Annotated in this window: 18 protein-coding genes and 1 pseudogene; 5 read left to right on the plus strand and 14 right to left on the minus strand. The window is 66.8% G+C overall.

The window, feature by feature from the left end; translation table 11 throughout:
- Window positions 1–8: 8 nt before the first annotated feature.
- Entirely contained in the window at window positions 9–1241 is a 1233-nt protein-coding gene (locus ACFO5K_RS27070) for a protein kinase family protein (RefSeq protein WP_378568735.1), read from the minus strand.
- 335 nt (window positions 1242–1576) lie between these two features.
- Here ACFO5K_RS27070 and ACFO5K_RS27075 point away from each other — a divergent pair, with 335 nt between their 5' ends.
- Window positions 1577–4543 (plus strand): BTAD domain-containing putative transcriptional regulator, encoded by a 2967-nt coding sequence (locus ACFO5K_RS27075; protein WP_378568737.1) that lies wholly within the window; start codon window positions 1577–1579, stop codon window positions 4541–4543.
- 12 nt (window positions 4544–4555) lie between these two features.
- On the opposite strand, the gene ACFO5K_RS27080 is transcribed toward ACFO5K_RS27075, so the two are convergent.
- The 3 genes from ACFO5K_RS27080 to ACFO5K_RS27090 all read right to left on the minus strand — a co-directional run bounded on the left by ACFO5K_RS27080 (window position 4556) and on the right by ACFO5K_RS27090 (window position 7699).
- A complete protein-coding gene (locus ACFO5K_RS27080) occupies window positions 4556–5188 on the minus strand; it encodes a hypothetical protein (RefSeq protein WP_378568739.1) in 633 nt (210 codons plus the stop codon).
- 151 nt (window positions 5189–5339) lie between these two features.
- Window positions 5340–6398, minus strand: a complete 1059-nt coding sequence (locus ACFO5K_RS27085; RefSeq protein ID WP_378568741.1) for a lipocalin-like domain-containing protein — start codon at window positions 6396–6398, stop codon at window positions 5340–5342.
- 23 nt (window positions 6399–6421) lie between these two features.
- Complete coding sequence (locus tag ACFO5K_RS27090) at window positions 6422–7699, minus strand: oxygenase MpaB family protein (protein WP_378568743.1); 1278 nt, start codon at window positions 7697–7699, stop codon at window positions 6422–6424.
- Between the two features lie 152 nt (window positions 7700–7851).
- Between ACFO5K_RS27090 and ACFO5K_RS27095 the strand changes: the two genes are divergently transcribed.
- The gene (locus tag ACFO5K_RS27095; RefSeq protein ID WP_378568745.1) at window positions 7852–8493 is read left to right on the plus strand and encodes a TetR/AcrR family transcriptional regulator; all 642 of its coding nucleotides are present in this window, start codon (window positions 7852–7854) and stop codon (window positions 8491–8493) included.
- Here the strand turns inward: ACFO5K_RS27095 and ACFO5K_RS27100 are convergent.
- The 3 genes from ACFO5K_RS27100 to ACFO5K_RS27110 form a co-directional block, all read right to left on the minus strand.
- Complete coding sequence (locus ACFO5K_RS27100; protein WP_378568747.1) at window positions 8490–9137, minus strand: TetR/AcrR family transcriptional regulator; 648 nt, start codon at window positions 9135–9137, stop codon at window positions 8490–8492. The two genes, ACFO5K_RS27095 and ACFO5K_RS27100, sit on opposite strands and share 4 nt — an antisense overlap.
- A gap of 44 nt (window positions 9138–9181) precedes the next feature.
- The gene (locus tag ACFO5K_RS27105; RefSeq protein ID WP_378568749.1) at window positions 9182–10768 is read right to left on the minus strand and encodes a bifunctional 3-(3-hydroxy-phenyl)propionate/3-hydroxycinnamic acid hydroxylase; all 1587 of its coding nucleotides are present in this window, start codon (window positions 10766–10768) and stop codon (window positions 9182–9184) included.
- Window positions 10769–10947: 179 nt separating this feature from the next.
- Complete coding sequence (locus ACFO5K_RS27110; RefSeq protein ID WP_378568751.1) at window positions 10948–11913, minus strand: Lrp/AsnC family transcriptional regulator; 966 nt, start codon at window positions 11911–11913, stop codon at window positions 10948–10950.
- 140 nt (window positions 11914–12053) lie between these two features.
- Here ACFO5K_RS27110 and ACFO5K_RS27115 point away from each other — a divergent pair, with 140 nt between their 5' ends.
- Window positions 12054–12428, plus strand: coding sequence for a VOC family protein (locus ACFO5K_RS27115; protein ID WP_378568753.1), 375 nt, complete (start codon window positions 12054–12056; stop codon window positions 12426–12428).
- 57 nt (window positions 12429–12485) lie between these two features.
- Here ACFO5K_RS27115 and ACFO5K_RS27120 read toward each other — a convergent pair whose 3' ends face one another.
- The 5 genes from ACFO5K_RS27120 to ACFO5K_RS27140 all read right to left on the minus strand — a co-directional run bounded on the left by ACFO5K_RS27120 (window position 12486) and on the right by ACFO5K_RS27140 (window position 16785).
- Window positions 12486–12884: a MerR family transcriptional regulator gene (locus ACFO5K_RS27120; RefSeq protein WP_378568755.1), complete on the minus strand. Its 399-nt coding sequence runs from the start codon at window positions 12882–12884 to the stop codon at window positions 12486–12488.
- Window positions 12885–13190: 306 nt separating this feature from the next.
- Window positions 13191–13661: an RDD family protein gene (locus ACFO5K_RS27125; RefSeq protein ID WP_378568757.1), complete on the minus strand. Its 471-nt coding sequence runs from the start codon at window positions 13659–13661 to the stop codon at window positions 13191–13193.
- A 75-nt stretch (window positions 13662–13736) separates the two neighbouring features.
- Window positions 13737–14312 carry a TerD family protein gene (locus ACFO5K_RS27130; RefSeq protein ID WP_378568759.1) on the minus strand — a complete coding sequence of 192 codons (576 nt, stop codon included), beginning with the start codon at window positions 14310–14312 and terminating at the stop codon, window positions 13737–13739.
- Window positions 14313–14396: 84 nt separating this feature from the next.
- Entirely contained in the window at window positions 14397–15428 is a 1032-nt protein-coding gene (locus tag ACFO5K_RS27135; RefSeq protein ID WP_378568761.1) for a hemolysin family protein, read from the minus strand.
- Entirely contained in the window at window positions 15421–16785 is a 1365-nt protein-coding gene (locus ACFO5K_RS27140) for a hemolysin family protein (protein WP_378568763.1), read from the minus strand. The genes ACFO5K_RS27135 and ACFO5K_RS27140 overlap by 8 nt, the downstream gene beginning before the upstream one ends.
- A gap of 179 nt (window positions 16786–16964) precedes the next feature.
- On the opposite strand from ACFO5K_RS27140, the gene ACFO5K_RS27145 reads away from it, so the two are divergent.
- A complete protein-coding gene (locus ACFO5K_RS27145) occupies window positions 16965–17294 on the plus strand; it encodes a MerR family transcriptional regulator (RefSeq protein ID WP_378568765.1) in 330 nt (109 codons plus the stop codon).
- Between the two features lie 123 nt (window positions 17295–17417).
- On the opposite strand, the gene ACFO5K_RS27150 is transcribed toward ACFO5K_RS27145, so the two are convergent.
- Window positions 17418–17807, minus strand: coding sequence for a winged helix-turn-helix transcriptional regulator (locus ACFO5K_RS27150; RefSeq protein WP_378568767.1), 390 nt, complete (start codon window positions 17805–17807; stop codon window positions 17418–17420).
- 84 nt (window positions 17808–17891) lie between these two features.
- Between ACFO5K_RS27150 and ACFO5K_RS27155 the strand changes: the two genes are divergently transcribed.
- Window positions 17892–18755 (plus strand): NAD(P)-dependent oxidoreductase, encoded by an 864-nt coding sequence (locus ACFO5K_RS27155; RefSeq protein WP_378568769.1) that lies wholly within the window; start codon window positions 17892–17894, stop codon window positions 18753–18755.
- Window positions 18756–18761: 6 nt separating this feature from the next.
- On the opposite strand, the pseudogene ACFO5K_RS27160 reads toward ACFO5K_RS27155, so the two are convergent.
- Window positions 18762–19025: pseudogene (locus ACFO5K_RS27160) on the minus strand (hypothetical protein); the annotation flags it as partial.

Consider the following 19025-nt stretch of genomic DNA (forward strand, 5'->3'; position numbering starts at 1 on the left):
ATCACACCCTATGCAATGGTCTTCGAATCCGCGCATCGAATGCCTTGGGCAGTAACGGGTTCGGTGCTGGACGGAGCGAACTCACAGTCATCAGGAGCGGGTGTGCACAGATCAGTCCGGTTTCGATGGCTTCCTGATCGGTTCGAGTCGTACCTCGTACAGGGCTCGGAGCCGCCCAGCGCGGTCGCGTCCAGCAGGCGGCGGATCTCCTCGTCCGGATATGGAGTGCTGCGGTTCTCCTGCTGGAACGCGCGCGCGAAGACCGACATCGCCGCGGCGACCGGAGCGTGCCGGGTGAGGATCGCGGCGGCCTCGGTGGGTATGCCCTGCGCCGGTTCGCCGTCGGCGATAGCGCGCGCCATCGCGGCGCGTGTCTCCCGGTCCTCCCGACGGAGCCCGTACAGAGCGGTGAGCAACCAGTTGACCAGGTAAGTGGCGGTGAATCCGCGGTCGTAGCTCTGGTGACGATCGAAGAACGCGGCCTGCTCCGGTGTCAGGTCGAACCCGGAGGACAGCGACAGGCCGTAGTCGCCGAAGTAAAGGCGCCGACCGTCGGTCAGGATGTTATCGAAGTGCGCGTCGAGGTGCAACAGTCCACGGTTGTTCATGAACGCGGTGCCTGCGGCCAACTCCCGCTCCACCATGGCGCAGGCCCGGTCGGCGGCCTCGTGACCCGCCTCGATCCGCTGGTTCAGCCACTCGTGCAGGTTCTGCGGGATGTACTCCAGGAACAACGCGATGCTCGACGAAGAGTCCCGTAGGGCCTCGATCCGGTGGCGTACCTGCGGTCGGGAGTCCCAGTAGGCGACGGCGCGGTCGATGTCGGCGAGTTCGCCCGGCAGCGGCGTGGTGTCCGGCAGCACCCGCCAGTGGTACATCAGTGGGAAGCTCGCGTGTTCGTCGGCGAGCACCCAGTTCGTCGTCATGGTGTGCACGGCGAGCTCGCGCCAGGCCCCGAAGCCCGGCGAGCCGTGGAGGCCGATGCCGTACTGGCAGAACAACGGCAGGTCGAACAGGTTCGCCGTGGAGTGGACGTGCTCGGGCCGGCGTTCCAGGTCGGTGAGTGGCACCCGCTTCACGAAGACCGGGGTTCCGGCGACCTCCAGCAGCGCCGTCTTTCCGCCGATACCGGCGCCGATCGGTGCGGCCGCATCCACGAGCGCGCGCAACGCGTGATCGCTGTGCAGCGCCAAGGCCGTGGCGACGGCGCTGTGGGCGCGCAGGCGCGCCGGGCGCGACATGTCACGGTTCCCCGCCGGCTCGGGTGCGCAGGTCGTCACTGCGACAGGGGAATTCGCTGCGATCTCCACGCGGGCACCGACCTCGATTCGGCCATGGCCACGCGATCGTGCCGGCAGCCTCCAGAAGGGATGGGAGGTCGGTCCGGGGCCACAGCCGACGGCGGTCCCGGCTTGTCCCCCGCGACCGCACTTTACGCCACGCCTTCCGCGGCTACCGATAGTTTCAGAGCACCACAGGACTCACCCCACACACCCATTGCGGAGAATACGGCCGTACCGGACCGGTGCCGGATGTATGTTCACCGATCGCGAGGGCGACCGTGGAGAATCGTGGTGTGCACATCGAGGTTCTGGGTCCGCTGCGGGTCGTCGCCGACGGCCGGATCGTGGGTGTGGGCGGAGTGCGGTCACGAGCGCTGCTGATCCGGCTGGCGCTGGACGCGGGGCGTGTGGTGTCGGCGCGGACGCTGGTGGAATCGGTGTGGCCCGAGGATGTTCCGGATCATCCCGATGCCGCTCTCCATTCGCTGGTGGCACGGTTACGGCGGGCGTTGCCCGATGCGGCGACACTGGTTGCGGGTGCGGCGGGATACCGGCTCGACGTCCCCGACGAGGCGGTCGACGCAGTACGTTTCGAGCGGCTGGCCGAGCAAGGGCGCCGAGCCCTCGGGGCCGGGAGCCACGGCGCAGCCCAGGAACTGCTCACCGAGGCGTTGGGGTTGTGGCGGGGCGAGCCACTGGCCGACGTCGCTCATCTGCCGTTCGCGGTGGCGGTGGCCACCCGGCTGGACGAATTACGGCTCGCTGCCACCGAGGACCGGATCGAGGCGATACTGAGCGGGTCTTCCCCGCAGCGGGCTCTGCTACCGGTGGAGCTGAATCAGCTGAGTGCCGCCCACCCGCTGCGGGAAAGATTGCGCGGTCTGCTCATCCGTGCCCTGATCGCCGACGGCAGGCAGACCGAGGCGCTGTCGGTGTACGAGGACTACCGAACCGTGCTCGCAACACAATTGGGTACCGACCCCGGGCCGGAACTGCGCGAACTGCACCTGCGAATACTCCGCGGAGATACGGAGTGGTCGCACGTCCCCGGGAACCTGCGCGCGCCATTGACGAGTTTCGTCGGCCGGGCGGCCGACGCGCGTCAGGTCACCAGGCAATTCTCGGACAATCGTCTGGTGACCTTGGTCGGACCCGGCGGAGTGGGCAAAACGCGCCTCGCCACCACGACCGCCGCCGGGCTGGATGTCCCGGTCTGGCTGGTGGAGCTCGCGCCGGTGACACGTCCCGATGAAGTGCCCTGCACCGTGGTGGCCGCCCTCGGCCTGCGGGACTCGGCGGATGCGGTATCCCGTCTGGTCGAGACGCTCGCCCACCGTGAGGCGGCCATCATCCTCGATGGTTGCGAGCACGTGGTCGGGGCAGCGGCACAGCTGGCAGCGGAGCTACTCGGCCGTTGCCCCCGGCTCCGGGTGCTGGCCACCAGCCGCGAACCACTCGGTATCACCGGCGAGGTGCTGTTCACGGTGGCGCCGCTGGCGGCGCGACCCGCGGCGCAGCTCTTCACCGACCGGGCGCGAGCCGTACGACCCGATTTCGTGCCGACCGACGAGGTCGATCGGATCTGTCGCCGGCTGGACTGCTTGCCGCTGGCCATCGAACTGGCCGCCGTTCGTCTGCGGTCGATGTCGATCGAAACGCTCGCTGCCCGGCTCGACGACCGCTTCCGGCTGCTGACCGGCGGCAGCCGCACCGCACCGCCCCGGCACCGGACCTTGCGGGCGGTAGTGGAGTGGAGTTGGGACCTGCTCACCGACACCGAACGCGCCGCGGCGAATCAGGCAGCCGCCTTCCCCGCAAGCTTCTGCGGTGCGGCCGCCGAAGGTGTCGGCCTCACTGCGGAGGCCCTGCACGCTCTGGTCGACAAATCGCTGCTGGAGTACTCGCAGGGCCGATACCGGATGCTCGACACCGTCCGCGAGTTCGGTATCGAGCGGCTGACCGCGACCGGCCGCCTGACTGCCGCGCGCACCGCCCATGCCGCCTACTTCCTCGACCTGGCCGAACGGGCGGAACCGCATCTGCGCACCTCCGGACAGCTCTCGTGGCTCACCCGCCTCGGTGCGGAGCGCGACAACATCAACGCGGCGCTCGCGTTCGCCGTGGACGGCGAAGATACCGATACCGCCATTCGGTTCGGCGCCGCTCTCGGTCAGTTCTGGGCCGTGCACGGCGATCACGCGGAAGCCACCGGCAAACTGCGCGAGATCCTCTCGATGCCCGGTCCGGCCCCGGCCGAGGCACGACTGCGCGCGATCGCCGCCTACCTGCTCAACGCGACCTTCGCGGGCAGTCTCGACGCCGCCGCGGCCACCGTCGAATTCCCCGACGCCGCGCACGAACCGACCGCCGCGTTCGTCTGCGCCCTGCTCGCCCTCGCCACCGGCGACACCGACGACGGATTGGCGGCGCTGGAACCGCACCTGAACCATCCCGATCCGTGGACGCGGGCGATGCTGTGGTTCACACGCTCGCTGTTGCACGGTGCGGCGGGCCGTGCTGATACCGGCCGGCTCGACATCACCGCGGCCATCGAGGGGTTTCGCGGCTGCGGGGAACGATGGGCGTTGTCGCTGTCGCTGATGTCACTGGCAAGTGCGTCGATCACTGCCGGTGACACCGTCGAGGCTCTGACCATGCTGGACGAGGCGACGCGACTGTCGCGCGAACTCGGCACCCACGACGGGCAGCGAGCCTGGCTCGCCATGGTCCGTATCGACGCCGGCGACATCGACAATGCGCGTGCGCAATTGTCGGAGGTTCTCACCCGGGGCGCCGCTCCGCACGAGATCACCCTCGCCCGGATCTCCCTCGCCGACCTGGCTCGCCACGACGGCGACCTCACCGAGGCGAAGCGGCACCTCGGTTACGCCGCGGATGTCGCCGATCCGCCCGCGCGTGCCCTGTACGCGGCCGGCGCCGGATACCTCGCCGCGGCCACCGGCGATCTCACCGCCGCCGAACGCCATCTGGGCGAAGCGCGAGACATCGCCGTCGCCCTGCCCGATATGCCGATGCTGGCCCATGTGGCAGTCGGGCTGGCCGACCTGGCCCACCGGCGAGGCGAGCCGGATCGGGCGTCGGAGATTCTCGGCGTGGCACACGCGTTGCGGGGTGGCCCCAACTCCGCCAACCCCGACGTCGCGCGGTTGGCCGACGCCCTGCGGGAATACCGAGACGACTATGCGCGCGGATGTGGCCTCGACCCCGCGAGCGCACTCGCCAAGGCCCAGGCATACTGACCGCGCCCGCTGTCACCGCCGCGCGGCCTTCTCCCGTTTCGCCATGTACTCGGTGCGACAACCACGGCAACAGAACGCGTACAGCTCACCATCGATCACGCTGGTGGCGGTGTTGTCATCCAATGGAACGAGCACGCCGCACATCGGGTCCTTCAACGCTTTTCCCGCCTCCGCGTCGTGGCGGTACGGATCACTCAGCATCGCGACGAGGTCTTCGGACTTCACCATCTTTCCGAGCATCCCGACGCTGCCCTCCGAGATCCCGACGACATGCACCTGCACCGTCGGCCGGTGGTAGGGCAGTTCCCGGTCGCCGAGCTCCTCGGAAAGGATGCGTGTCGCGTAGGAGATCATCGTCTCGCTCATATCCTTGCGCCACGGACCCGGAACATGAATTCGGACCAGGCAGTGCGGCGGATCCTGCTCGGTGAGGGCGTGCTCCCCGGCGACCCAGATCTGCGGCTCGTGCACCACCACTTGGAACATCGACGCGAACACAGCCGCCGAACGGGGCGCCATCTGTTCGCCGCTGTCCTCGGGTTCACCGGCCCCCAACTCGTGGATCGTGCCCAGACGCTGGGCTACCCGCCGCCGTTGTGCCGGATCGAGCGCGCCTTCGGACAAGAACAATTCGATGAACATCATCGTCGATCACCTCCCCTCGCAGCATGTCGAAGCGATCTGCCGAACCGCTGTCGGATCACTGCCGCCGGCCGTCGAACCCGATCACGGACAGACCGGTCGGCGAGCGACTTCGACCCGCTCGCCGTGCGCGCCCGGCGGCACGGTAGTCCGGCTATTTCAGCGCAACCAGTTCGTGCAGTGTCGTCCCGGTACGGGTATCGATCCCCGACTCGTTGTGCACCCGCAGTTCGAATTCGGATTCGAAACGGAAGTAGGCGGGTTTGCCGATCACCCGGTGGGCAATGGGTTTCACCAGCCTGGACCGGATGATCGGGAAGTCGTCGAGCAGGTCGTGTCCGTGGATCACCTGACCGACGGTGAGACGCAGGTCCAGCTTGCCGGGGACGTGCAGGCTGATCCATTCCGGAAATTCCCGTCCTGCTGTCGGGTGCAGGCGGGCAGGGCCCTCGGTGAGCGTCGTCTCCCCGGTCGACAACACGATCTCCTCACCGCGGCCGAGCATCAACGGCGCGATCGCATGCGCGCCGACGTGCTGCTGGGTGAGTACATGAGCGAACAGCAGCGAGTAGTCCTCGTCGTAGAGGCGGCCCCAGTGCCAGCGGCTGATGATCCGCTTCATGTCGCCGACACCCCAGTTGTGGTCGGCGTAGCCGCGACCGGTGACCTCGCGCGTGGTGCCATCGATCCGCACGGTTCCGGTGACGTGGGCGCGTGGCGAGCCGACCACCCAGCCGAACACGTCGCGCTCGCCGAAGCGGGTCTCCCCCTGTCCGGGCATCCAGCTGGATATCTCGTTGTGAAAGCGCAGCTCCAGCTCCAGGTCGTCTTCGGCGAGGCGGACATGGTGTACGCAGTGACCGTTGTCGTGGAACTCGGTGTGGGCGTGGTTGTCTCCGATGCGCACCCGAAATCGGTCGGTGTCGAAAGTAGCGGCCTTGTGCGGGTACTTCTTCGATACCTGCCTGCGGGTTCCATCCGGCGCGTAGATGATGATCTCGACCCACGGCCTGGCTCCGGGCAGGTCCTCGGGCCTGCGCTTGATCAGAAATCCGACGACGATGTGCCCGGTGTCGAGCTGCGCGTCGAAATACCAGTGCTCGAAAGCCAGTTTGCTCGCGGACAGATGGAAGGCGTTGTGTTGTGGGAGAACCCGGGTGAGGTCCGCGTCGTGGCGGCCGGGGCCGTTCCACGTTTCGACGATGTCGGTCATGAGACTTCCTTCGGTGGGCAGGATCAGCGGCGCAGCGCGCCGTCGGCATCGAATTGCGCTTCGCGACCTTGCATCTGGGCTCGATACCAGTTCTCCCGGTGTCGCATCATGATCTTTTCGTGCCGCCGCGCGAAAGGCGGGCAGCACCGGCGCGCCACCTCCATGACGGCGATGGCCGGGAACCGGAGGATCGGGAGCAGGATCCACGGGAAAGCCGCCGGCATCCGGTACTTTCTGCGTGTGCCAGGAGCCATGTACACGGCCGCGTACACGGAGTTGATCCGGAAGTTGTAGTGCGCCCGCAGCCGGGTGAGCCCGCGCTGACCGGGTCGGGCCGCGAACGCTGCCGGGTAGGACTCGATGAGCTCCGCGCCGTGCGTGCCCGCGTCGTGAGAGCGTGAGGCGAGTGTCATCGCGAGCACGCGCAGGGAGTCGGCGACGGTCTCCGGATACCAGCTCGGCCGCACCCCGAGCAGATACCCGAGATACCGCTGGAAGTGCAGCAGTGCGCGGATCTCGGAGGCAGTGGTCTGGTATCCGAGAACCCACAGCCCGAGACCAGGGGTGACGCTGCCCCCGAGCAGGGTCAGCATCTGGTAGGTCTGACTGATCGGCAGGCCCCACCTGGACAGCTCCCATTCGGGATGCGCCGCGACCTTGGCACGGACCGAGACGTGCATGATCCGCACTTTCAGTGCTGTGGCCCGACCGTCCGACCCGGGTGTCAGCAGTGCGCCCGGCTGCGACACATCGATCCAGAACCGGCAGGTTTCGAGGTACCGGCGCAGCGCGCTGTCGCCGGCATAGCCACCGGCCAGCGACAGCGGCATCGCGACAGCCGATTCGGTGTACATTTCCAGCGTCTCGGCGCCCGCGAAACTGAACAGCATGGTGCCCCACCGTCGCCAGATGGCCGCCCCCTGCTCGAGCAGTTCGGGCTGCACCCAGTCGGGCACCGTCTCGAATTCGTCGAACAGCGCGCGCATCGCCTCCGGCGCCATGGGAACCGAGTCGATCCCGGACCGCAGCGCCTTGTCGAGCATCGCGCGACTGCGCTGCGGCCCGATCTCGCCGTGCACGACCTCGGCGACGAATCGCTCGGCGACGGGGTCGCCCGCGAACAGGTCCTCGGACAACGCCCGTGCTTGCTCGTCGGTCGGGAACAGCGCAGTACCGGTGAGCGCCTTGACGATTCGCTCGGCGCGCTGATATTTCGGCGTGTCCCGCGTCTCCCAGTACCGGAAGGCTGTCGGGCGTCGGACCGGCTCCCCGGAGGGGAGTCGAGGCGTGTCCACCGTCATCGCATGGTCCTCCTCGCGTGACCTGGCGCAGAAAGCCCGGTGGCTCACAGGCGCAGAACCATACTCTAAAGTACAGTTAGTCGGTACATCGCAGTATGGCCGAATCCATCGACGGCAACGTCCGACCAGATCGGTGACCTAGCATCGAGTTCGTGCCCGCTCCCGAGGTTCCTCCCCGCCCACGATCCAAGAAGGCGCAATCGCAGCGACAAGGGCGGGGTCGGACGCCGCGCCTGTCGCATGACGACTGGGTCGACGGCGCCTTGGCACTGCTGGCCCGCGAGGGCACGCCGGCGATCAGGATCCCGCGCCTGTGCGCTGAACTCGGCGTCACGAAAGGCAGCTTCTACTGGCATTTCGACGACATCGAGCAGCTCATGAAGGCGATGGCCGATCGGTGGCGCGCGGTGCACACCCGCGCCCTCGACGAGCTCGGCGCCCTCGACAGCATTCCCGTCGAGCAGCGCATCGAGCAGATGACGACGCTGCTGGTCGACCAGCGCACCTGGATCGTCGAAGCCACCGTGCGGGAATGGGCCCGTCAAGACCCGACCGTGTCGGAAACGGTGCGCTCCCTCGACAACAAGATCTTCGCCATCCTCACCGAAACCATGACCGACCTCGGCTTCGACGCCACCCAGGCCCGATTGCGCGCCGGTGCCATGGTCTACCTCGGCGTCGGTTTGATCCACGGGCGGGAAAGCATGCCGATTCCCACGCCGGCCGAAATCCGGACGGTCATCGATCTTCTCGTCACACCACCACCGGCCGACGAGGAAACGCCGGGCCCTTAGCGAACCCGCAATCCGTCGATCAGGATCGTCGAGACCAGGTCCGCGTGTTGCTCAACGGCCGCTGGATCGAGCGGGGAAGCCGGATCGAAATGCAGCGCCAAGGGCACCTGACTGTACGGCGCGGTACCGCCGTGAGTGATCAGGAAGTGCAGCGTCCGCTGCGGTATCGGGCGAATGATGTTCTCGGCCATGAGATGCCGGGCCAGACTCCACAGGCGATCTTCAGTCGGCCGCACATAGTTCTCGAAGATATAGGCGAGCCGGGCAGTGTCCTGCCGCCCTTCGAAGTTCATCAGCGCGGTCAACTCCGGATGTTGGGCGGAAACCCTCAGGAACTCCCGCACCGCCAACCGGAGCTGTTCCACGGGGTCGGTGACGCCGGGATCCAGAATCCCCTCCAAGCGTCGCACCACCCGACCGAATCCGAAATCCACGGCGGCCCGCCACAAATTCTCCTTGCTGCCGAAACGCTGATAGATGAGATTGTGGCTGGCCCCGAGTTCCTTGTTCAGCGTCCGTAGTGAAACCCCGTCGTAGCCGTGGGTGGCGAACGCATTCAGCGCCACTTGGAGAATCGTCTCCAACGGCATCGAATCCGCGACCCTCGGCCGCCCAGGAGGACGGTTCGGCTTCGTGGTGACCATAGGTCGAGTATGCCTGCGCGGAGATCGGTCATCTGCGGTCCGTGTCATCGGGTTTGCCGGTGGCCGGACGCCGTCGCGACACCGATCGCACCGATCAGCGCGGTAGCCAGGGCGTCGGGATCGTCGCCCGCGTCGAAGATGTAGCGGTCCGGCCGCACGAGAACAGCGTCCACCCGATGGCTTCGGAACCACGCGGCCAGTTCACCATCGGCATCGGTCACCCTCTCGCCGAGGACAACGACCCGGCCGCCGAACCGGCGCACGAACTCCTCCGTCGCCGCACCTCGCGGGCGGTGCAGACACAGCAGGGTGAACTCGGCGCCTGTCACCCGATCCAGCGATCTCGTCACACCGTCGGCGACTACGCGTGGATTCACCATCGGAGTGCCCGCCAGCCTGTGGCCGCCACCGACCAGTCCGGCCCGATAGGGCTGTTTGCGAAGGTCGGCGTTGGCCCGGGCTCGCACGAGGGTCTTGCTGTGGCGCAACGCGAACAAGACGATCGCACGGCTGGTGCGGGCGAGCAGACTCGCACCGGTGACCAGCCGGCCCACTCGGACGGCTCCTTTGATCACCTCGGCGCAGTTGTCCCAGCGCTCCTGTTCGTAGGTGTCCAACAGCGTGTCCGGTGCCCGGCCGGAAAGCACCAGGTCCAGCTTGAACGCGAGATTCATCGCGTCCCGCAGGCCCATGTTCAGGCCCTGCCCGGCGAACGGCGGTGTCTGATGAGCCGCGTCCCCGGCCAGTAACAGCCGGCCCGCGCGCCATCGCTGTGGCATGCCCGCGTACCACTGATACGGCGCCACCCGGATGATCCGCAGTTTTCCCGGATCGAGGTATCCGGCGACATGCTCGCGCGCTTCCGCGCTCCAGTCGGTCTTGCCCTCGACCGGATCCACCTGGAAGTCGAACCGCAGATGCCGACGACAACCTTTCACGAACACCGCGGCTCGCCCGGGGCGGCACATGAATTCCGATCCCTCGCGCAGGGAATCGAAGAAGCCCTGGTCGTGCACGACGGCGTCCACCACCACCCACGACTGGGAGAATCCGAAGTCTGTGCGTGCCACGCCCATCGACCGGCGCACGATGCTCGCCCCACCGTCGCAGCCCACCACATATCGGGACCGATAACGTCGCCCCTGCCCCGACTCGGCGTCCACGGCGTACACCTGCGCACCGTCAGCTGAGTTCACCACGCCGACGACGTCGAATCCGAAGAATGCCGAGACGCCCACACCGTCGTCGAACTGCTCGCGCAGCAACCGTTCGAACGTCGGCTGATGGAACATCCACCCCACCGACAGACCGGATTCCAGCGGCCGCAGATCGGCCAGCATGCGATGACGACCGTCGATGAAGCGGTGGCTGTCGAACAGAATCAGATCGGCGGCTCGCATCCGCTCCAGGACGCCGAGATCGCCGAAGATCCGTTCGCTCTCGTCGTCGATCAACATCGCCCGCGGCGCCGGAAAGACTTCCTTCTCCCGGTCGAAGACCGCGACCCGATACCCCTGTGCCCGAAGACGATTGGCAAGAGTCGCGCCGGTGGGCCCGCAGCCGACGAGGATCGCGTCGAAATCTTCGGGGTGGTCTTCGAACGACGCCACATCGACGGGGAAATGAATCACACCGACCCTCACCTAAAAGTGTCACCTGTCACTTTAGGGTCTCCCGCGGTTCAACCGGTGTCAAGCGGTCAGAGGTACTCATCGCAGTCATCAGTCCGGGTCTGCTGTGTTGCGGGCATTCCAAGGCTGCGCGATTCCCCTCGACAGCCCCGGGGCGCGGCCGGCTACCGACCCTGCCGTCATCGACGGAGCATCGGTAGCGGGCCTGCCCGTTTGATCCAGTCGGAGACGATCTCGGTGCGTACCCGTTCCACTCCGGCCAATGCGCCGATACTGTCGGCGAGATAGTGGTGCAATGCTTCGGAATCGGTCAGTTCGAGGATCGCCATGACGTTGCTGTCACCGGTCGTCGTCGCGGCGAATGCCACTTCGCTGTGGGCATTCAGCGCTTCCGAGACCGCGCGCACCGCCGCGGGACGAACGGTGAGCCAGCAGAGCACGTCGGTACCACGACCATAGAGCTTGGGATCGACCTCGACTTCGAACATCAGCACGCCCCGCGCGGTCAACTCGGAGATCCGGCGGCGCACAGTCGATTCGGGCATGCCCGACCCCCTGGCGAGCCGCGCGATGCTCATCCGCCCATCCGCGGCGAGCATGCTCAGCAGCGGCTCGTCGGTGGGCAGCCGGCCGGTTCCGGAAACCGAGGGCGCACGGCGCTCCGGTTCGATCAGGGCACGCTGTTCCTCCGGTGTGAGCGCCTGGAGTCGTCCCGGCCAACCGCCGACGCCCGCGACGGGAGCGAGCAGCCGTTGGGCCGTCACGGAGCCGATGCCCGGCATTCGCCGTAGCTGCTCGAGCGCGTCACCTGCGGTCGCGGTGGTCCGCAGGATGCAGGACAGACCCCCGGTACCGGCCAGGTGCGCGATCCAGGAGGTGTCGCGGCGGGCGGCCAGCGCACGCGAAACGGCGTCGACCGCAGCCGGAGCCGTCATGATCTGGAGCAGCCAGTCCGCCCGGCCCGTCTGTTCATGACCCACGATGCGCAGGATCAGCTGGGAACGCAGGCGGTGATAGCGCCGGGAAACCGTGCGTTCGGACAAACCGAGGACGGTGCCGATCCGCGCGAACGACGCGCGAGGATCGAGCTGCAATGCATGCAGTACCCGCCGATCATCGGCATCCAGCTTGCCGGATTCCACCATATGAACCCACCCTAGTAGCGGTTTCCGCCGCCCTCAGTGCTCGCGAACGACAATCTTCGCCACGAACAGCACAGTGGATCCGTGGCCCGTTGCCGGGGCACCCGGCTCGCCGGTCCGCTGTGATTTCCGAGGAGACTCCCGTGCTGACAGTTCTGCCTATCCGATATGTCGCCGATGTGCCGGCCACGCGCCGCTTCTACGAAGGGCTCGGGCTCGTCTATCGCGCCGACGGCAGCGTCGCCGTGTGGGCGCAGCTCGACGCACCGGCGGGCGCGCTCGGCATCCACGACGCCGCAGTCTCGAAAGGGCGCCCGCCGGGGACTGTCGAACTCGGCTTCTCGACCGACGAGCCGCTGGAGGACGTGGCCGCCCGGCTCGCATCCGACGGCTACGAATACACCCTGGTCGACGAGGACTTCGGCCGCAGCATTCGGGTGACCGACCCCGACGGCGTGGTCATCCAGATCCAGGAGATCGATCCCGACACCGTTCGCCGATCCCAAGATCTGCTCTGAACCAGCTCGCGACGCGAGGGGCAACCTCGATCGGGTGACCTGCTCGACTCGAAGCGGTCAGAGGATGGGGATGTCCGGGGGAATCTGCAGTGCGATGTAGATGAGCGTGTGGACGCGAGTCGCGATGACTCCCAGCAGGCCCTGCATCGCTTCGGGCGCGGTCTGGGCGACGGCTTGGAAGGATTTCAGGTCGTCGTCGATGCGCTGGAGGATCGGTCCCACATCTCCGGCGGGCGAAGTGAAGGCAATCGCGATCTCTTCCAACGAGATACCTTGAGACTCCAGGCTTTTGATGAGCTGGATACGCTCGGCGTCGGCGGGGTCGTAGAGCCGGAAGTTCCCGGAGGTGCGTTCGGCCGGCGACAGCAGTCCGAGGCTGGTGTAGTAGTCGACTGTTCGAGTCGACACCTCGGCCCGGTTGGCCAGTTCACCGATCCGGATCGGCGCTTCAGTCATATCGGCGCCTCCATCTACGCTGCCGTTCACCTGCTCAGGGCGCCCCTCAGCCTAGCTGCTGCGGTTCAACACAGCAGCACGGCCTCTGCCCCACCCAGCCAGGCACTATGCCGCGCGTGTCACCAAAAATTCGATCATGACGGCGGTTTCGAGGCTGGGCGAGGGCAGAGGTGGCTGCGTTCAGGCGGCAGAACGCGTTGCTGAGCTGTTCGAAGGAGTGTCTTTTGTACGAGGTGACTTGGACAAGCTGACCTCGTCGCCGTCGGTGCCGCGATCCGGCCGAAGCTGCCGGCCCTCGTGACCCGCTCAGTCGTCGATCACCTGGGTGCCGTCGGCCAACTTGTCGTGCCAGCCCTGTTTGGTCGGGCTGGTACCTATCGTCGCGGCGATGGTGAGTGCGGCCACGAACCACAGTGCGCCACCGATCCAGGGAATGAGGTTGAGCAGCATGTAGCTATTGCGCAGAGCAGAGGCCTTCAAGCTCGGTTTCGGCGCACCGTCGGGGCCGTTGACGTGCAGACCGAGAAGCTTCTTGCCCGGCGTCGACCCGGTGATGACCTCGAAACCCACGAAGTACAGGAAGCCGAACCCGGCACCCGGAAGGATCGACAACCAACCGGGCGTGGCGCCCGTGCGGTTCAGCAGCCAGAACAGCACCGCCCCGACGATTCCCGCGACGATCCAGTCGATGAACCGCGCCCCAGCACGTTTACCGAGACCTCCCGGCGCCTGCGGATGGACCGCGCCGAACGAAGATGCGCTGCCTGCTGTGCTCATGATGCTTCCTCCCTGGAACTGCGGCCCGCCACTCGAGCGGGTCGAGCCGCCCGCGGGCGGCAGATGACAGGTAATTCAGAGGTTGACGCCGTAGTCACGGGCGATGCCCGCCAGACCGGAGGCATACCCCTGCCCGATCGCCCGGAACTTCCACTCCGCGCCACTGCGGTACAGCTCGCCGAACACCATCGCGGTCTCGCTCGAGGCGTCCTCGGTCAGGTCGTAGCGGGCCAGTTCCGCACCCGTCGCGCGGTCGACGACCCGAATGTAGGCGTTACGAACCTGCCCGAACGACTGCGAGCGGGCCGCCGCGTCGTGGATCGAGACGGGGAAGAAGATGTTGGTGATCGTCGGTGGCGTGGCGGCCAGATCGACGTTGATCACCTCGTCATCGCCGTCACCTTCGCCGGTGAGGTTGTCACCGGTGTGTTCGACGGTGCCCTCGGGCGAGCGCAGGTTGTTGTAGAAGACGAAGTGCCCGTCGGAGAGCACCTTCTGGTCGGGCCCGGTCGCCAGCGCGCTGGCGTCGAGGTCGAAGTCGGTGCCTGTGGTCGAACGCACGTCCCAACCGAGACCCACTGCGACCGCAGTCAGGTTCGGTGCCTGCTTCGACAGCGAAACGTTGCCGCCCTTGGCCAGACTGACACTCATGATCGGTCCTTTCGTTGTTGGTTGAACTGTTCGTGTGACCGGCGTGGCGCACGGTCTGCCATCGTGCCCCGCGACACGGCGTGATCAGGTTGCCGCCGCACTACCCGCGGCTGCGGGAAGCAGGCGTTGCAGCACGTCGGTGATGGTGACCAACCCGACGATCGCCGTCCCGGCGTCTGCGGTGGTGACCAGCGCGAGGTGGCTGCGGGATTCGCGCATGACACGTAGCGCCTCGTACACCGGGATGGTCGAGGCGAACCGCAGCACCGGGCGCATCAGCTCTGCCGCGGTGGTACTCGGCGCAGCGGCGAGACTGTCACGCACGTGAACCACACCCAAGATGTCATCGCCGTTACGCACCAACAATCGCAGGTGACCGGTCTCCCGCGACACTTGTTGGATGCCCCTGATGTCAGCGGCGGGCGCGACCGCACTCGGGGTGGGGTTGGGCGCGGTGATGTCGCCGATGGTGAGTTGTTCGAGTTCCAGTGCGCTGGTGAGATTTCCGTGGTAGCGCTCGTCGAGGGTGCCCGCCGTCGCGGAGTGTTCGACAAGGTGGCGCAACGCGGCCGAGTCCTGACCCGCATCGACCTCGTCGACCGGCGTGACCCCGACCTTGCGCAGACACCAGTTCGCGGCATGGTTCAACGCGGTCAGCAGCGGACGTGTCACCGCCATGAACGCCCGCATCGGAATCGCCAGCATGGTGGCCGATTTCTCCGGATGCGCGATGGCCCACGACTTCGGCGCCATCTCACCGACGACCAGATGCAGGAACGTCACCACGATCAAGGCCAGGACGAACCCGGCGATGTCGGCGGACCACAACGGTGCGCCCAGCTTCTCGACGAGCGGTGTGAGCCAGTGATGCACAGCGGGTTTGGTGACCGCGCCCAATGCCAGCGTGCACACGGTGATGCCGAGCTGGGAGCCGGCCAGCACTACCGGCAGCTCCGCCGAACTACGCAAGGCCGCGCGTGCCGAGCGGCTGTTCGGTGCGGCGTCTTCGAGCCGGTGTCGCCGCGCCGCGATCAGCGCGAACTCGACAGCCACGAAGAACGCACTCGAAGCGATCAAGACGATCGTGACAGCGACGACCACCCAGGGGTTACTCATCGTTGTCTCCGGCCTGCTCGGTGCGCACGGTCAGCCACACCGAGGACGGCACATGCTTGCCGATCGCTCTGACCTCGGCCTCCACGGTCCGGGCCGGACCCGGCCGTTCAGTGATGTAGTCCGAACCGCTGCGAGGCACCGCGATCCGGACTCGGTCACCGACCTCGGGCAATCCCCCGTATGCGTTGATGACCAACCCGGCGATCGTCTCGTAGTCGCCGGCGGGCAGATTCACATCGATCACTCGCTCGACCTCGTCGAGATGTACCTGCCCCGGCACGAGCCAACCACCTTCTTCGGCAACGATGTCCGGGGCCGAACCCGAGTCGTGTTCGTCGGCGATCTCACCGACGAGTTCCTCCGCGATGTCCTCGACCGTCACGATCCCGGCGAAGCCGCCGTACTCGTCGACGACCAATGCCATCTCCTGGCGGGCGACACCGAGTCGGGCGACGACATCGGGTAGCGCCAGCGACTCGGGCACCAGGATCGCGGTCCGCAGGTGGTCTCCGGCGGTTCCGGCGGGTTCGCCGCCGAGTAGGTCGTGCAGCTCGATGACGCCGAGAATGTCATCGGTGGAATGTCCGACGACCGGGTAGCGGGTGTGGCCGGCGCTCATCCGGGCGACCACGTCCGCGATCGGGTCGTCGACATGGACCAGGTCGACCCGGGAGCGCGGGATCATCGCGTGTTCGGCGGTGGCGGAGGGGAAATCGAGGATCCGGTCCAGCAACGTGGACAGCTCACGTGGCAACTCGCCCGCATCCCGCGAGGCGGCGACGATGTGTTCGAGGTCGCGAGGAGTCGCCGAATGCTCCACATCGTGGACCGGTTCGATCCGCAACGCGCGCAACAGCATGTTCGAGGATTGGTCGAAAAGCCAGATCAGCCAGCCGAATACGCGCAGATACCACGTTGTCGAACGCGCCAACCAGCGCGCGACAGGTTCCGGGCGGGCGATGGCGAGGTTCTTCGGGAACAACTCACCGAACAGCATCTGCACCAGCGTCGAGAAACCGATCGCCAGCACCGTGCCGACGCCGATGCCGACCGCCGTCGGAATGCCGACTCCCCCGAGCAGCTCCCCCAGTCCACGACCGATGAGGGGTTCGGCAACATAGCCGACGAGCAGCCCGGTGACCGTGATACCCAATTGGGCGCCCGAGAGCATGAACGACGTGCGCCGGGTGACCGCCAGCGCACGGCCCGCGGACGCGTCGCCCGCTTCGGCCTGGGCGGCGAGCCTGGATCGGTCCACCGCCATGTACGCGAATTCCTGGGCAACGAAGTACCCGGTCACCGCGGTGATCAACAGCACGACAACAACCCCGAGGGCGACGCTCAACGCAGTCAGCACACCTGCACCCCGTCACCGCGCAGCAGGGCGGGCACTCCAGCGCGGGGCCATCGAGACGGACCTTCGTCGTCACCTTCACCATCAGGCATGCAAACCACAGTAGCACGCGGCACTGTACGGTCAGGTGGATCGCGAGATGGTCAGGTACACCCAGAGATTCGCAGGAAAGGCGGACTCCGATGACCGAACAGCTGCTCCGCATCGGCGAACTCGCCTCCCGCGCCGAAGTCAGCATCCGCACCGTGGACTACTACACCAACCTCGGACTGCTAGCCTCCGCCGAGCGCACCGCCGGAAACTATCGTCTCTACGAGCCCGTCGACGCCGAATGCATCGGGCTGATCAAAAGGCCCGAGTCCCAAGGGATCTCGCTCGACGAGATCGCCACCGCGTTCGCTGCTGAGGCTGGCGAGGTCGCGACCAGCCTGGGGTGCCTCGACGACGACCTGAAGACACTGCAGGCCGCGGTCGACATCGCACCGACAGCGCTGCAAGGTCTTCTCGCGTGATCGCGGGCCGTGTCCACACCTTGGTCACCATCGCGCTGCAGGTCCCACCCGACACCCCCGTCCTGTGACCCATCCCGTCCGGCGTCCTTCGCCGGCGAATGCCGGTATCCCTTGCCCGACCTCCTATTTCGGTGGAGCCGAGGAGGCTCGAGCGCTCGAAGTGGATTCCACCCCGCTCATCAAATGTTCGCGGCCCCATGCTTCCAAGGGGAGCAGCGCGTTGTTGAGCAGCGCCCCCAGCGGGGTCAGCGAGTACTCGACACGTGGCGGCACCTCGTCGTACACCGTGCGGTGGACGATCCCGTCGGCCGCCAATTCGCGCAGTTGCGTGGTGAGGACCTTCTCGGTGACGCCGTGCACCTGGCGGCGCAATTCGCCGAATCGGTGGGGCCGTTCGCTCAGCGGCCACAGGATCATCATCTTCCACTTGCCGTTGAGTACCGACAGTGTCGCGTCGAGCCCGCATGTGTATTCGCCCGGTCTGCGGGAGATCGGCACACCTGCCCCTTCCATCCACCTGTTCGCTATCCCGGAAGTGCGTACCCACTTCCCTGTGCGTACTTGAACGCCCCGGATGCCGCGCCAACACTAACCACCATGTCCGACAACTCGAACAAAGCGCTCACCGTCCTCGGCCTCGGCGACATGGGCTCGGCCCTGGCCCGCTCATGGGTCGCCGCCGGATACACCGTCACGGTGTGGAACCGCAGCGCCCGGCAGGCGCCGGATGCAGTGTCCATCGCCGCCACCGCGGCCGAAGCCGTCGCCGCGAACACTCTCGTCGTGGTGTGCCTGCTCGACGACGCGTCGGTTCGCGTGACCCTCGACGGCATCGATCTGACCGGTCGCGACGTCGTCAACCTGACCACGAGTACTCCCGCCGAGGCTCGTTCGCTCTCCGATTGGATCACCGCACGCGGCGGAAGTTTCCTGGACGGCGGGATCATGGCCGTCCCGTCCATGATCGGCGCAGCCGACTCCGGCGCCTACGTCTTCTACAGCGGTTCGGCACAGATGCACAAGACCCACGCCGACGTACTGGCCGTACCCGCCGGCCTCACCTACGTCGGCACGGACGCCGGGTTCGCCGCCCTCTACGACATCGCCCTCCTCAGCGCGATGTGGGGCATGTTCGCCGGCGCCACACACGCGTTCGCCCTCACCGTCGGCGAAAACATCTCCCCGGTGGAATTCGCGCCCCTCATGGTCGCCTACCAGCAAGCTATGGCCGGATACGCCTACGGCACCGCCGCGCAGCTGGCGAGCGGTGACTACACCGAAGGTGTGGAGTCGAATCTGGCGATGATGTCCACGACCAACGCGACGTTGCGACGTACCGCCGCAGAACAAGGCGTCAGCACCGCGCTTCTCGAGCCGTTCATGACACTGATGGAACGCCGAGTCGCCGAGGGTGGCGGGAACGAGTCGACCACCGGCGTCGTGGAACTCCTGCGCCGGTAAGGAACTTCATTGCAGTCCTGAGCCCGTGGCCGCACGAACACTCAGCCCGGGCTCGACCAGGAAGCCCACCCGGTCGTACACCTGAGCAAGTGTGTTGCCTGCGATCTCACGCGCTCGCTGCGCGCCCGCGGCCAGGATCCGGTCCAGTTCTGCCGGATCCGACAGGTACTCCTGCACCTTCTTCTGCACGGGCGTCACGAATTCGACCAGCGCGTCGGCCACCTCGACCTTGAGATCACCGTAACCCTTACCGGCGAAATTCTGTTCGAG

The sequence above is a fragment of the Nocardia halotolerans genome, from assembly GCF_042650145.1.
Taxonomy (GTDB): domain Bacteria; phylum Actinomycetota; class Actinomycetes; order Mycobacteriales; family Mycobacteriaceae; genus Nocardia; species Nocardia halotolerans.

Coding starts and splice junctions, on each gene's coding strand:
- ACFO5K_RS27070 (WP_378568735.1), bottom strand. CDS start 1,241: ATGTCGCGCCCGGCGCGCCTGCGCGCCCACAGCGCCGTCGCCACGGCC.
- ACFO5K_RS27080 (WP_378568739.1), bottom strand. CDS start 5,188: ATGATGTTCATCGAATTGTTCTTGTCCGAAGGCGCGCTCGATCCGGCA.
- ACFO5K_RS27085 (WP_378568741.1), bottom strand. CDS start 6,398: ATGACCGACATCGTCGAAACGTGGAACGGCCCCGGCCGCCACGACGCG.
- ACFO5K_RS27090 (WP_378568743.1), bottom strand. CDS start 7,699: ATGACGGTGGACACGCCTCGACTCCCCTCCGGGGAGCCGGTCCGACGC.
- ACFO5K_RS27100 (WP_378568747.1), bottom strand. CDS start 9,137: ATGGTCACCACGAAGCCGAACCGTCCTCCTGGGCGGCCGAGGGTCGCG.
- ACFO5K_RS27110 (WP_378568751.1), bottom strand. CDS start 11,913: ATGGTGGAATCCGGCAAGCTGGATGCCGATGATCGGCGGGTACTGCAT.
- ACFO5K_RS27120 (WP_378568755.1), bottom strand. CDS start 12,884: ATGACTGAAGCGCCGATCCGGATCGGTGAACTGGCCAACCGGGCCGAG.
- ACFO5K_RS27125 (WP_378568757.1), bottom strand. CDS start 13,661: ATGAGCACAGCAGGCAGCGCATCTTCGTTCGGCGCGGTCCATCCGCAG.
- ACFO5K_RS27130 (WP_378568759.1), bottom strand. CDS start 14,312: ATGAGTGTCAGTCTGGCCAAGGGCGGCAACGTTTCGCTGTCGAAGCAG.
- ACFO5K_RS27135 (WP_378568761.1), bottom strand. CDS start 15,428: ATGAGTAACCCCTGGGTGGTCGTCGCTGTCACGATCGTCTTGATCGCT.
- ACFO5K_RS27145 (WP_378568765.1), top strand. CDS start 16,965: ATGACCGAACAGCTGCTCCGCATCGGCGAACTCGCCTCCCGCGCCGAA.
- ACFO5K_RS27150 (WP_378568767.1), bottom strand. CDS start 17,807: ATGGAAGGGGCAGGTGTGCCGATCTCCCGCAGACCGGGCGAATACACA.
- ACFO5K_RS27155 (WP_378568769.1), top strand. CDS start 17,892: ATGTCCGACAACTCGAACAAAGCGCTCACCGTCCTCGGCCTCGGCGAC.